The organism is Shewanella sp. FJAT-52076 (assembly GCF_019457455.1).
In the GTDB taxonomy this organism is placed as follows: Bacteria; Pseudomonadota; Gammaproteobacteria; order Enterobacterales; family Shewanellaceae; genus Shewanella; species Shewanella zhangzhouensis.
The window spans coordinates 1,005,995-1,018,455 of record NZ_CP080415.1 but is presented as its reverse complement, the minus strand read 5'-3'; the positions used below and the strand labels follow the sequence as shown (position 1 = coordinate 1,018,455).

Below are 12,461 nucleotides of genomic sequence, written 5' to 3'. Positions count from 1 at the left end.
CTAACCAAAGCGCCGCATACTGCGGCGCCTTTATCGTTGTTTTACCTAAGCAGGGCTTAGGGAAGCAAGTAAAAGAGTGTGATCATTCGTTAAGCTTGAGCACTGCGAGGAAGGCTTCCTGAGGCACTTCCACGTTACCCAGTTGCTTCATCCGCTTCTTACCTTCTTTCTGCTTCTGCAACAGTTTCTTCTTACGGGACACGTCACCACCGTAACACTTGGCCGTTACATCTTTACGCAAGGCCTTCACGGTAGAGCGGGCAACGACCTGGTTACCCACGGCCGCCTGAATCGCGATATCAAACATCTGCCTTGGGATCAGCTCTTTCATCTTCTCCACCAGGGCAATACCCTTGTGACGAATGTTGGAGCGGTGGATGATCATCGCCAGCGCGTCCACGCGGTCGCCGTTGATGAGCACGTCCAGGCGTACCATGTCAGCAGGCTCGAAGCGAATGAAGTTATATTCCAGCGAGGCATAACCACGACTGGTCGACTTGAGGCGGTCGAAGAAATCCATCACCACTTCAGCGGCAGGAATATCGTAAGTCAGTGCCACCTGGTTACCGTGGTAAACCATGTTCTTCTGTACGCCACGCTTCTCGATACACAGGGTGATCACGTTACCCAGATACTCTTTCGGCACCAGAATGTTGGCCTGAACGATAGGCTCACGCATCTCTTCGATGTGGTTGATGGCCGGCAGATCGGACGGGTTATCTACATATACGGTTTCGCCGTTGGTCAGCAGCACTTCGTATTCCACGGTAGGTGCCGTGGTGATGAGGTCCAGATCGTATTCACGCTCCAGACGCTCCTGGATGATTTCCATGTGCAGCAGACCCAGGTAACCGATACGGAAACCAAAGCCGAGAGCCGATGAGGTTTCTGGCTCAAACTGCAAAGACGCATCGTTGAGGCTGAGCTTGTTCAGCGCATCACGGAAGCTTTCATAGTCGTCGGTGGAGATGGTAAACACACCGGCGTATACCTGAGGCTTAGCCTTCTTAAAGCCCGGCAGTGGCTTGTCGGCACCGTGCTTTGCCAGGGTCAGGGTATCACCCACGGGTGCGCCGTGAATTTCCTTGATACCAGCGATAACATAGCCAACTTGACCGGTTTTCAGCTCAGCCTGGTCTTTCATCTTCGGCGTGAAGATACCAACACGATCCGCGTTGTAGGTCTGGCCTGTGCTCATCACCTTGAACTTGTCGCCCTTCTTGAGCACACCGTTCTTGATACGCACCAATGACACAACGCCGAGGTAGCTGTCGAACCAGGAGTCGATGATAAGCGCCTGCAGTGGCGCCTCAGGGTCTCCTTCTGGGGAAGGGATCTGCGCCACTATGGTCTCGAGCACTTCATCGATGCCAACACCGGTCTTGGCAGAGCAGCGCACTGCATCTGTGGCTTCGATGCCGACTATGTCTTCAATCTCGGCGGCCACACGCTCAGGCTCGGCCTGGGGCAGGTCGATTTTGTTCAGTACCGGCACCACTTCCAGATCCATTTCCAGCGCGGTGTAACAGTTGGCCAGCGTCTGGGCTTCTACGCCCTGACCGGCATCCACCACCAGCAGCGCGCCTTCACAGGCAGCCAGTGAACGGGATACTTCATAGGAGAAGTCCACGTGGCCGGGGGTATCAATAAAGTTCAGCTGATAGGTCTCACCATTTTTGGCGGTGTAGTCTAGGGTCACGCTCTGGGCTTTAATGGTAATGCCACGCTCACGCTCAAGATCCATGGAGTCCAGGACCTGTTCGGCCATCTCACGGTCCGTCAGACCACCACACACCTGAATAAGGCGATCAGACAGAGTGGACTTGCCGTGGTCGATGTGGGCAATGATGGAGAAGTTTCTAATGTGTTTCATTCTTCGGTAATGACCAAACTAAAAATGGAAGACAAAATCAAAGGTGCGAAATTGTACCCGATTACGGGGGCAATACCAATCTGATCCGCAGGAAAGTCAGACTGCTTTAGTCAGGCAAGAGGGTTCCAGCGCTTTGCCCAGGCGGGCGAGGATGACGGGTTGAGTTTGACGCTCAAGATTTTTCGCGAGCCGCTTACCCCAGAGCCAGGCCACTATGGCCCCCAGCAGTGAAAACACCAGACTGGCAGTTTCACTGCCAAAGCTTAATGCTGAGCCAGCCATCTTGCCGCCGAAGGCCCCCAGCAGCAATCCGGCAAGCGGCAGCAGGTACACAAGCGCCGCTGCTTTGAGCAGCGCAGATTCAGGCAGACCGAGGCGGATAAGCTCACCGTCCTCAAAAGCCTCCGCGCTCTTGATTGAGAACTGTTGGGTTTTACCGGCAAAAGCACTGGCGATTGCACCTGTGCCACAGCTTTCACTGGCAGCACAGTGCCCACAGGCGGTTTTGACTTCCACTTCGACCGTCACCCAGCCAGAGGATTCGCCCCGCACGACACGGGCCAGCTCTTCCATCATGATGACTTGTCCAGTGCCAGACTGCGTATAATGCGACTCAGGGTCTCCATGGGCACTCGCCCTACCGCAACCACCTCAGCATTACCTACTTTTTCGCTGACAAGCCCAAGGCCATTGCGGGTCATAAGCTCGTCTGGCATGGGCACATTACCGGCGCGGCCTACATACACAGAGATGTTGGCGATGCCGTCGGTGATGGCGACATACTCCACCGGCTCCTGTGAGCCCATCAATCTGTGATGATCCCGCGCCACCACTTTGAAGCCTTCCGGCAGCCAGGTGAAGGTCCAGTTTTGACCATCGTGCCTGTCCAGTTGATTAATCACCGGAGGCCAGTCCTGCTTGGCCGCTTCCACCAAAAGTGGCGCAGGCTCTTCAAGCACCAGCAGTTCTACTACCATGATCTGCTCCAGCAACTCTTTCTCGTCGGTCAGCAGCTCATAGCGCAGTGGCAGATAGGTTTCCATATCCACCCAAACCTGCAGCGGATAACGGTGGGGATCGTTGGGTATTAAACGCACCAGCTGCCCGGGTCGACCTGCAATGCGGCTGCGGCCGCCCAGCACAAACTGGTAGCCCGCCTCGATGCCAGCAGGGTCATTGGCGAATACCACTGGCCACAACCCCTGAATTCTGTCGGCATTTACCGTAAACGCAGGCTGGTCGTGCTCGATAAAGGTCACTCGATTATCAATGCGAACCGCATTTTTTATGGGGCCATTGAGATGCTCAAGGAAGGCCACTTCCTGACCATTGACCTTGCCATGGAGATACACCAGAGGACGTATATGATCGGCCTGAAGATGAATGACCGACATTTTGAACTGTTCTTGATTGAGAGCCCGGCTCATTTCCTCAAGCCAGGCCTTGGCAGACAGGTCCTGGGCAGATACCGGCAGGACCATGGCCACGAGGGCCAGAAGAATGGATCGCAAGCTAACTCCTTCAGCGATTGACTGGAATTGGGGTTACCTCGCTATTGTCGTCCACAACCGCCCCGGTGTTCAATCTCTGCTGCAACATATGATCTTGCAGATAGGCGTTAATACGGCGACGCTGTTCGAGCAACTGATCGTTGGCATTGCCCTGATTCTGGTTGGCAACGGGTCCGGTTTGCAGGCTCACAGGCGTGGCTGTGCCGACCAGAGGACGGGTATTGAGTACTGGCAGTGGCGCATCGTCCTGGGTGCTCTGATAATTCTGCACACCAACAACGGCCATCAGTGCCACGGCGGCGGCGATACCGTACTGACCAAGCTGGCGCATCAAGGGAACAACCACAGCACGGGAGGGTGCCTGAGGAGCTTCGCGCTCAACCTTGGGTGCCAGGATAGTAGGCTCATCCTCGAGTGCGGCCGCGATGCGGGCAGACAAATCGAGTGGCATTGCCTGAGGCAATTCATCGCGCATGGCATCACCCATCAGGTGATAACGCTGCCACTTGGCATGAGAATCCGTATCTGCTGCAAGCTCGGCAAGAGTCTGACGATCGGTTTCGCCATCAACACTCGCAGATACCCATTCCTGTCCGGTCTTTTCCATTACTCAAGTCTCTCTTAAGGGTGCAAAAACATGGCTGACGTACCCTGAGGTTTCTCAGGACTCCAGCAGCGGCTGCAGCTTCCTGTCTATCACTTCCCGCGCCCGGAAAATCCGCGAACGTACCGTGCCCACAGGGCATTCCATCACGTTAGCGATATCTTCGTAGCTCATACCATCGAGCTCACGCAGGGAAATGGCCATCTTTAGCTCTTCGGGCAACTCTTCCAACGTCTCAAACACCACACGTTTGATTTCGTCAGACAACATCAGCCGCTCCGGCGAGGCAAACTCTTTTAATGCATCACTGCCGTCATAGTACTCGGCATCATCGGCATCCACATCGTTGGCCGGCGCTCTGCGACCCTGGGATACGAGATAATTTTTTGCCGTGTTGACCGCGATGCGGTACAGCCAGGTGTAAAACGCACTCTCGCCGCGGAAATTAGCCAGCGCCCGATAGGCCTTGATAAAGGCTTCCTGTGCCACATCGGCCACATCGGCCTGATTGCGCACATAACGGGAAATCAGGTTAATCACCCTACTCTGGTAACGGAGCACCAGAAGGTTGAATGCGTTTTTATCTCCCTGCTGCACCAGCTCTACGAGCTCTTGATCGCTTTTTTGTCCACTCATTCGAGCCGACTTCTCCCAAATCTAACACACTGATTTTTCAGTCGCTCGAATCATAACTACTTATGTAGACCAGCGTATATTGAAAAAGTTCTGCGATTTTTATTAAAAAAACCCCGACCGGGGCAAGTACCCTAAATTCCCAACAAGGTTTATCATAGCGGGACATTTGAATCCGTCATGATACCCGATGAAACAAGCAGTTGAACACCAGTCAGACATTCTGGTCATCGGCAGCGGTGCTGCTGGCCTGACTTTGGCACTCCATCTTGCTGAAAAAGCAAAGGTAATTCTGATTTCCAAAGGGCCGCTCAGCGAAGGGTCTACCCTGTACGCCCAAGGAGGCATCGCCTCAGTGTTCGACGAGGGCGACACCATTGAGTCCCACGTAGAGGACACTCTGGTGGCCGGAGCGGGTATCTGTGATGAGGCTGTGGTCACCTATACCGCCGCCAACGCCAAGGCCGCCATGCAGTGGCTCATCAGCTGCGGCGTGCCCTTCGATAAAGAAGAGCACATCACCAACGAAGCCCAGCCCTACCACCTGACCCGGGAAGGTGGCCACAGCCACAGACGCATTCTGCACGCAGCAGACGCCACCGGCAAAGCGGTGCAGACCACCCTCCAGGAGCTGGCCGCCAACCACCCCAACATTCAGGTGCTGGAACGCTACAACGCCATCGACCTTATTACCACCCGCAAACTGGGCCGCACCGGCAATCGGGTGCTCGGCGCCTATGTGTGGAACCGCAGCCAGGAGCAGGTTGAAACAGTGAAGGCCCGCTTTGTGGCGCTCGCCACAGGCGGCAGCTCCAAGGTGTACCAGTACACATCCAATCCGGACGTGGCCAGCGGCGATGGTATTGCCATGGCCTGGCGCGCCGGGTGCCGGGTGGCCAACATGGAATTTAACCAATTCCACCCAACCTGCCTGTACCATGCAGAGGCCCGTAACTTCCTGCTGACTGAGGCCCTGCGCGGCGAAGGCGCGTATCTGCGCCGCCCCGATGGCAGTCGCTTTATGCCGGACTTCGATGAACGCGCCGAACTCGCACCCCGCGATATTGTCGCCCGCGCCATCGACTATGAGATGAAACGACTGGGTGTGGACTGCATGTATCTGGACATCAGCCACAAACCGGCCGACTTTGTTATCAAGCACTTCCCCACCATCCATAGCCGCTGCCTGGAGTTGGGTCTGGATATTACCAAAGAGCCCATCCCCATAGTGCCTGCTGCCCATTACACCTGCGGTGGTGTGATGACAGATTTGCACGGTCAGACAGATCTCAACGGTCTCTATGCCATAGGCGAAGTGGCCTATACGGGTCTTCATGGCGCCAACCGTCTTGCCAGCAACTCGCTGCTGGAGTGCCTGGTGTTTGCCCGTGCCGCCGCCCAGGACATTGAGAGTTTGATGGGCAAGATTGCCATGCCGGGTCAGCTGCCCGCCTGGGATGAAAGCCGGGTGAGTAACTCAGACGAAGAAGTGGTCATCGCCCACAACTGGCATGAGCTGCGCCTCTTTATGTGGGACTACGTGGGCATAGTTCGCACCGATAAACGTCTCGAGCGGGCGCTGCGTCGGGTCACCATGCTGCAACAGGAAATTCAGGAGTATTACTCCAATTTCCGGGTCAGCAATAACCTGCTGGAGCTGCGTAACCTGGTGCAGGTGGCCGAGCTTATTATTCGCTGTGCCATGGCACGTAAAGAAAGCCGTGGCCTGCACTGTAACCTCGACCATCCTGAAAAACTCGACGTCTCGGGCCCTACGATTTTAACTCCTGAGCGTTAATGGACAGCAGCAAGCGGCATAAATCCCGATAAGGCCCGTCATCGAGCATATCGGCAAATACAAATCGAAGGCGGCCTTGGCCGCTTTCTTTTTTTATCAGCAAGATACAAGCGAGTGGCAACACCCAAGCCCGCTGCACCCTGTGACGCCCTTCGCTGTCATCCAGACAGCCGTTGTCGAATAACCCAAATTGCCAGTGCCAGATCTTGAGCCGCCACAGGGTGTGAATAAAGAAACCGCTAACCGCCGCGGCCATCAATAGCTGCAGCGCAAAAAACGGGAGGGGTAAATTGGCAGGCCAGGCGAGAAAGGAAGTAAGGAAAAGCGCCCAAAGGATCACCACGGCAAAGTACTGATCCTTTGAAGCAGAGACAGAAAAATTATGGCGCCGGACGTCCACGAACCGTGACTACCATGTCAGCAAGTTCAGGGTTCGGGCATTGCTCATGCCCCATAAACCAGGCAAAGAGCTCGGGATCTTCGCAGGCCAGCAATCTTACAAACACAGCCTTTTGCTCGTCGCTAAGTGCCTCGTAGTGGTTTTCCACAAACGGCTGGAACAACACATCCAGCTCCAGCATGCCACGGCGGCAAGCCCAGCGAACGCGGGCAGTACTCATCAACTCAGTCACTTATTGCTTCCTTAAGCCTCTGAAAATTTGTGGCCAAGTTTAACAGGAAATTGGCAACGGAACACCTTGGCGCCACCTAAGGAAGGTGCGAATCAGTCCCGTGCTTGCTCTGCGTGTGCTTAAAGTGGATAGATGCAAGGCACAGTTTGCAGTGAATGGCCCTAGTCCTTCGCAAGAACTGTAACGCAGCAGATGCCGCTGTAAGCCACTCCCTGCGGGGCTTAGATAGCAACACCATTTCGGCGTTATTCAACTTCTGCAGGACGGCGGGGGCGCCCAGCCATGCTATCAGTTGAATGCCTTGAACTGTCGCTGCTATCAAAGCCAGAGCTGTGCGACGACTTGTTCGCACCTTCCCTAAGACAGCAGTCTCGAATTTAAAAGCTCTGAACCTGACTGTCGAGCCCTGAAAACAGGTCATCAAAACGGGTTTCAAGCAATCGTTGAACCGCGGGATGCTGGATCATGCGTTCGGCGAACATCACATGATATTCCTCCCGCACATCCAGAGTCTCCCCCAGAACCCGCATGCCATGCCCCAAGATATCCTGCTTGTAAATCGACGGGGCGACAAAAATCCCTTGGCCGAAATAGCCAAAGGCTTTCATCATGGCCGCATCATCGAACTCCCCCAGAATACGCACTTCGAGGTTCTTTTCAGCAAACCAGCGGTGCAGCTGCTGCCCAAGGCTGGTGCGCTTGCCCGGGATGAGCAGCTTGTCTTCCTCCAGGCAGGCTGGGAAAGGCTTGGTGTAGGTTTTGGAAGAGAAGAAACTGACGCCGCACTCTCCCAACTTCTTGGACAGAATTTCCGGATATTTGAGCGACTCACCGGCACAGTCAGACAGGATCATGTCCAACTTATGCTCCCGCAATCGTGCCATCAGACTCTCGTGGGTAGCTTCATAACAGGCCAGACGCATACTGCCGTCTGTGGGCAACACAGACAGCAGTACCCTGCTCGACAGCGCCTTGGACAGGGCGTCGGCAATGCCAACCTCAAACAACATGGCGGCGTCTTTGCGGTAGTTCAGAATGTCCAAAAGCTCATAGCTTAAGTTGAACATCTTGTCAGCGTAGCGAAAAACCAGCTCTCCCAAATCAGTGGGTTCCAGCTGTCGTCCAACCCGCTTGAACAGTGCGCCACCCAGCCTGTCTTCCAGCGCTCGGATCTGCCCGGTGACGGTTTGTGGTGTTAAGCACAGGGCCTCGGCGGCTTTTACCACCGAGCCCTTGCTCTGTACCATCCAGAAATAATAAAGGTGGTTGTAATTCAGATGCTGCATTACTTAAGACGCTGACAATCTAGCAGGCTGTACATGGCCTGGGCCAGGCTTTCCTGATCCTTCACTTCACCAGAGCTCACGGCTTCGGTCAGTCCTTCCACCAACACATTGCGATCGGGAATTCGGTCCACACAATAGCGGCGATTGGCATCCTGGAAACGACTGCCGCCACGATACTTAAGTGCCCTGCTCTCAAATCCATCGGATTCAGGTCTGGCACCCAGTGCACTGGTTTTGTACATCAGAGCCCCATCAACCACGCCTTCAAGATATAGCTGGCACCCCGGGGAGCGACTGTCTTCAGAGCAGGTGTCGAGCGCTGATGCCGCGGCAAACAGCGGCAACAAGGATAATCCGAGGGCAGATACAATAGTGAGTCTCATATTCTTTCTCCTGCTTTAGGCAACACTTTTGACAACCAAAAATAGCCAATTACCGCAGCAAACAGTGAACCCAGCAAGATGCCAATACGGGCCAAATCGCCGTAGAGTTCGCCGCCATGCTCAAAGGCCAGAGAAGCAATAAACATCGACATGGTGAAACCGATACCACACATTACGGCCACCGGCGCTATCTGCTGCCAGCCAATCCCCTTTGGCAGCTCGGCCCAGCGCAGTTTCACCGCAAGATAACTGAACAGCAGCACACCTATGGGTTTACCCAACAGCAGCCCCAGGGCAATACCAACCGGCACGGGTGACAGTATGCTGTCAAATCCAACGTTCCCCAGCGGCACCCCGGCATTGGCAAAAGCAAACACCGGCAGAATGAGGAAGTTACTCCAGGGGTGCAGGCTGTGCTCAAGGTGCTCCGAGGGTGAACTGCCATCTTTGGCCCTCAGTGGAATACAGAAGGCGATAACCACACCGGCGAGGGTGGCGTGCACGCCGGACTTGAGTACGGCTATCCACAATATGATGCCAAGCACCCCATAAGGCGCGAGTGACGTTACGCCCTTACGATTAAGCGCCACCAACCCTGTAACGGCAATCGCCGCAATCACCAGGCTCAGCATAGACAAGTCGGTGCTGTAAAAGAGCGCGATAATCACAATCACACCCAGGTCGTCTATGATGGCGAGCGCCAGCAAGAATACTTTCAGCGCCACCGGCACCCGGTTACCCAACAGCGCCATAATCCCCAGGGCAAAAGCGATATCCGTGGCGGCGGGAATGGCCCAGCCGACCTTGGTAACAGGATCGTCAAAATTGAAAAACAGATAGATGGCTGCGGGAACCAACATACCACCGATGGCGGCAAAGGTAGGCAGGGACGCCTTGGACGGGCTCGACAAGGCCCCTTCCAGCAACTCACGTTTAACTTCCAGACCAATCAACAGGAAGAACAGCGCCATCAGGCCGTCGTTAATCCACAGCAGCAGAGGCTTGTTGATGTCCAGCGCCCCAAAACGAACCTGCATTCCGGTATTGAGAAACCCTTGATACAGGCCGGAAAGCGGTGAGTTGGCGAGCAACATGGCCAGTGCAACAGCCACCAGCAGCAAGATGCCACCGGCAGACTCCTGGCTCAAAAAATTACGAATAGCTTTTTCCATTTCGTTACCCCCAAATAAAGCGAATGCATTGAGTGTAGCGAAATAAGATTATCAAACATAATCGTAAGTTTCTGCCTGAAACCTCGAAATTTCCGAGGTATCAGGCGAAAGTTCACCCATTTTAGATGGCAACGGGCGCCTTGATGTGAGGATGGGGGTCGTAACCGCTGAGTTCAAAGTCTTCAAAACGGTAATCAAAAATCGACTCTGGATGGCGGACGATCTTCATGGTGGGCAGAGGACGAGGCTCCCGTGAGAGCTGCAATTGAGTCTGCTCCATGTGGTTGCTGTAGAGATGGGTATCCCCACCGGTCCAGACAAAATCGCCCAAGCCAAGATTACACTGCTGCGCCACCATCATGGTCAGCAGCGCATAACTGGCGATGTTAAAGGGCAGGCCCAGGAACACATCACAGGAACGCTGATAGAGCTGGCAGCTCAATTTGCCATCGGCCACGTAGAATTGGAAAAACGCATGACAGGGCGCCAGCGCCATCTTATCCAGCTCGCCCACGTTCCAGGCCGATACGATTAACCTGCGAGAGTCCGGCGTGGCCTTGATCTGTTCAATAACTTGAGAAATCTGATCAATATGGCGGCCATCCGGAGTTGGCCAGCTGCGCCACTGGGCCCCATACACTGGTCCCAGATTGCCTTCTTCATCGGCCCACTCGTCCCAAATCGACACCTTGTTTTCGCGCAGGTACGCCACATTGGTTTCGCCTTTCAGGAACCACAGCAGTTCATGGATGATGGAGCGCAGGTGGCACTTTTTGGTGGTCACCAGCGGAAACCCCTCATTGAGGTCAAAGCGCATCTGATAACCGAAAACCGAACGGGTGCCTGTACCGGTTCTGTCACTTTTATCTGTCCCCTTATCGAGGATGTGCTGCATTAAGTCGAGATACTGCTTCATCAGCGGGTTTCCTGTTTACGCAAAATCAAATAGAGACCGAAGAGGATCATCGGCAGAGAAAGAATTTGGCCCATGGTAATAAAACCAAGGTAAAAGCCCAAGTGTGCATCGGGCTGGCGTACGGTTTCAACGACTATCCGAAAGACGCCATAGCCCAAAAGGAACATGCCGGAGACGGCGCCCACCTTGTTGGTGTGTTTGGCAAACCACCACAGCAGCAAATACAGGGCAACACCTTCCAGCGCAAATTGATACAGCTGTGATGGATGCCTTGGCTCGGGTCCACCGGTGGGAAATACCATGGCCCAGGGTACATCGGATACCCGGCCCCACAGCTCACCGTTGATAAAGTTGCCAATACGACCAGCTCCTAGGCCAATGGGCACAACAGGCGCCACCATGTCTGCGACTGCGAAAAACTGCCTTTCCTGACGCCAGGCAATATAGACCATGGCGCTTATCACCCCGATAAGGCCGCCGTGGAATGACATACCACCCTCTGAAATCCGAAACAGGTACACAGGATCTGCAAGAAAGAGGTCGAAATGATAGAAGAGCACATAACCTAAACGCCCCCCCAGCACTACGCCGAGAAAACCATAAAACAGCAAGTCTGATACCTGCTCCCGGCTCCAAACACCGTTCGATTGGTCGGCTTTACGATTTAACAGCCACAGGGCCGCCAAAAAGCCTACGAGGTACATAAGCCCATACCAGCGCAAAGCCGGTTCAAAGCTCTGACCGAACAGCTCAAAGGGCCCAAACTTGGCAATGACTGGGTCGATGTCAGGAAAATTCAATGGCATGTCAGTTCCGGGGTAACCGAGTTGAGTTGGCTGAAGAACTTCACCCCATTACCAGGCGCAGGCCAATCAGGGTCAACAGCGCGGCAAAAATCTTCTTGAGCACGGCAGTTGGCCAGGTGCTGGCGGCCTTGGCACCCAAAGGTGCGGTCAGCATCGAGGTAGAGACTATGCCAAGCAACGCAGGCAAATACACATACCCCAGAGTAAAATCAGGCATACCCTGGGTGTTCCAGCCGGCCAGCACGTAACTGACACTGCCGGACACCGCAATCAGCAGTCCCGTAGCCGCCGACACGCCCACGGCAGTGCGCATGGCCACGCCAAAGTACATCATCAGGGGCACCAGCAGCACACCGCCACCAATACCCATCAAGCCGGCCAGTAGGGCAACAAAAAACACGGCGATAAAAATCAGTACCGCATGTGGCATGGGTTTGGCTGCTGCGGCTTTAAAGGGAAAGGCCATTTGCACAGCCATCAGGATCACGAAGATGGCGAAAGCTTGCCTGAGCTGTTCTGCGGGAATTTGCTCGGCAACAAACCCGGATACCAATGCGCCCACCAATACGGCGGGGGCCAATATCTTAAGCAGCTGAAAATCGATATTACCGCGGCCGTGGTGTGCCCGGGCTGAAGAGATGGAAGTTAAAATGATGGCCGACAGGGAGGTGGCAATGGCAACATGGGGTAAATAGTCGGCAGAAAATCCAACGCCTGGCAGCAAGTAAAGCAGGGCCGGCACTATCATGAGCCCACCGCCAATGCCCAGCAGACCCGCCATAAAGCCAACAAAGGCCCCCAGCGCCACACAACAACCAATCACCCAAAGTATTTGTTCCACACTTAA

At 54.6% G+C, this 12,461-nt stretch carries 14 protein-coding genes; 1 reads left to right on the top strand and 13 read right to left on the bottom strand.

Features of this window, described 5'->3' with window-relative positions:
- Positions 1-82: 82 nt before the first annotated feature.
- The 5 genes from lepA to rpoE form a co-directional block, all read right to left on the bottom strand.
- A complete protein-coding gene (gene lepA / locus K0H79_RS04445) occupies positions 83-1,873 on the bottom strand; it encodes a translation elongation factor 4 (RefSeq protein ID WP_220066964.1) in 1,791 nt (596 codons plus the stop codon).
- A 96-nt stretch (positions 1,874-1,969) separates the two neighbouring features.
- Positions 1,970-2,449, bottom strand: coding sequence for a SoxR reducing system RseC family protein (locus tag K0H79_RS04440; protein ID WP_220077458.1), 480 nt, complete (start codon positions 2,447-2,449; stop codon positions 1,970-1,972).
- Complete coding sequence (locus tag K0H79_RS04435; RefSeq protein ID WP_220077457.1) at positions 2,446-3,384, bottom strand: MucB/RseB C-terminal domain-containing protein; 939 nt, start codon at positions 3,382-3,384, stop codon at positions 2,446-2,448. The genes K0H79_RS04440 and K0H79_RS04435 overlap by 4 nt, the downstream gene beginning before the upstream one ends.
- A gap of 10 nt (positions 3,385-3,394) precedes the next feature.
- Complete coding sequence (locus K0H79_RS04430; RefSeq protein ID WP_220077456.1) at positions 3,395-3,991, bottom strand: sigma-E factor negative regulatory protein; 597 nt, start codon at positions 3,989-3,991, stop codon at positions 3,395-3,397.
- Positions 3,992-4,045: 54 nt separating this feature from the next.
- Positions 4,046-4,624, bottom strand: coding sequence for an RNA polymerase sigma factor RpoE (rpoE, locus tag K0H79_RS04425; RefSeq protein WP_011758991.1), 579 nt, complete (start codon positions 4,622-4,624; stop codon positions 4,046-4,048).
- 187 nt (positions 4,625-4,811) lie between these two features.
- On the opposite strand from rpoE, the gene nadB reads away from it, so the two are divergent.
- The gene (nadB, locus tag K0H79_RS04420) at positions 4,812-6,419 is read left to right on the top strand and encodes an L-aspartate oxidase (protein ID WP_220066960.1); all 1,608 of its coding nucleotides are present in this window, start codon (positions 4,812-4,814) and stop codon (positions 6,417-6,419) included.
- Here the strand turns inward: nadB and K0H79_RS04415 are convergent.
- The 8 genes from K0H79_RS04415 to K0H79_RS04380 all read right to left on the bottom strand — a co-directional run bounded on the left by K0H79_RS04415 (position 6,394) and on the right by K0H79_RS04380 (position 12,455).
- Positions 6,394-6,759: a protein YgfX gene (locus K0H79_RS04415; protein ID WP_309304489.1), complete on the bottom strand. Its 366-nt coding sequence runs from the start codon at positions 6,757-6,759 to the stop codon at positions 6,394-6,396. The two genes, nadB and K0H79_RS04415, sit on opposite strands and share 26 nt — an antisense overlap.
- Positions 6,760-6,799: 40 nt before the next feature.
- Positions 6,800-7,039 (bottom strand): succinate dehydrogenase assembly factor 2, encoded by a 240-nt coding sequence (locus K0H79_RS04410; protein ID WP_220078088.1) that lies wholly within the window; start codon positions 7,037-7,039, stop codon positions 6,800-6,802.
- A gap of 389 nt (positions 7,040-7,428) precedes the next feature.
- On the bottom strand, positions 7,429-8,337 hold the full coding sequence (nhaR, locus tag K0H79_RS04405; RefSeq protein ID WP_220066958.1) for a transcriptional activator NhaR: 909 nt from the start codon (positions 8,335-8,337) through the stop codon (positions 7,429-7,431).
- Positions 8,337-8,720 (bottom strand): hypothetical protein, encoded by a 384-nt coding sequence (locus K0H79_RS04400; RefSeq protein ID WP_220066957.1) that lies wholly within the window; start codon positions 8,718-8,720, stop codon positions 8,337-8,339. Before K0H79_RS04400 ends, nhaR begins: the two co-directional genes overlap by 1 nt.
- Entirely contained in the window at positions 8,717-9,892 is a 1,176-nt protein-coding gene (gene nhaA / locus K0H79_RS04395; RefSeq protein ID WP_220077455.1) for a Na+/H+ antiporter NhaA, read from the bottom strand. The genes K0H79_RS04400 and nhaA overlap by 4 nt, the downstream gene beginning before the upstream one ends.
- Positions 9,893-10,013: 121 nt before the next feature.
- Entirely contained in the window at positions 10,014-10,808 is a 795-nt protein-coding gene (gene thyA / locus K0H79_RS04390) for a thymidylate synthase (RefSeq protein WP_220077454.1), read from the bottom strand.
- Complete coding sequence (gene lgt / locus K0H79_RS04385) at positions 10,808-11,614, bottom strand: prolipoprotein diacylglyceryl transferase (protein WP_220066954.1); 807 nt, start codon at positions 11,612-11,614, stop codon at positions 10,808-10,810. Before lgt ends, thyA begins: the two co-directional genes overlap by 1 nt.
- A 40-nt stretch (positions 11,615-11,654) precedes the next feature.
- Entirely contained in the window at positions 11,655-12,455 is an 801-nt protein-coding gene (locus tag K0H79_RS04380) for a sulfite exporter TauE/SafE family protein (protein WP_220077453.1), read from the bottom strand.
- Positions 12,456-12,461: the final 6 nt, after the last annotated feature.

Bases quoted from the DNA above. Each gene is read 5' to 3' on its own strand.
- lepA (WP_220066964.1), bottom strand. From the start codon at position 1,873: ATGAAACACATTAGAAACTTCTCCATCATTGCCCACATCGACCACGGC.
- K0H79_RS04440 (WP_220077458.1), bottom strand. From the start codon at position 2,449: ATGATGGAAGAGCTGGCCCGTGTCGTGCGGGGCGAATCCTCTGGCTGG.
- K0H79_RS04430 (WP_220077456.1), bottom strand. From the start codon at position 3,991: ATGGAAAAGACCGGACAGGAATGGGTATCTGCGAGTGTTGATGGCGAA.
- rpoE (WP_011758991.1), bottom strand. From the start codon at position 4,624: ATGAGTGGACAAAAAAGCGATCAAGAGCTCGTAGAGCTGGTGCAGCAG.
- nadB (WP_220066960.1), top strand. From the start codon at position 4,812: ATGAAACAAGCAGTTGAACACCAGTCAGACATTCTGGTCATCGGCAGC.
- K0H79_RS04410 (WP_220078088.1), bottom strand. From the start codon at position 7,039: ATGAGTACTGCCCGCGTTCGCTGGGCTTGCCGCCGTGGCATGCTGGAG.
- nhaR (WP_220066958.1), bottom strand. From the start codon at position 8,337: ATGCAGCATCTGAATTACAACCACCTTTATTATTTCTGGATGGTACAG.
- K0H79_RS04400 (WP_220066957.1), bottom strand. From the start codon at position 8,720: ATGAGACTCACTATTGTATCTGCCCTCGGATTATCCTTGTTGCCGCTG.
- nhaA (WP_220077455.1), bottom strand. From the start codon at position 9,892: ATGGAAAAAGCTATTCGTAATTTTTTGAGCCAGGAGTCTGCCGGTGGC.
- thyA (WP_220077454.1), bottom strand. From the start codon at position 10,808: ATGAAGCAGTATCTCGACTTAATGCAGCACATCCTCGATAAGGGGACA.
- lgt (WP_220066954.1), bottom strand. From the start codon at position 11,614: ATGCCATTGAATTTTCCTGACATCGACCCAGTCATTGCCAAGTTTGGG.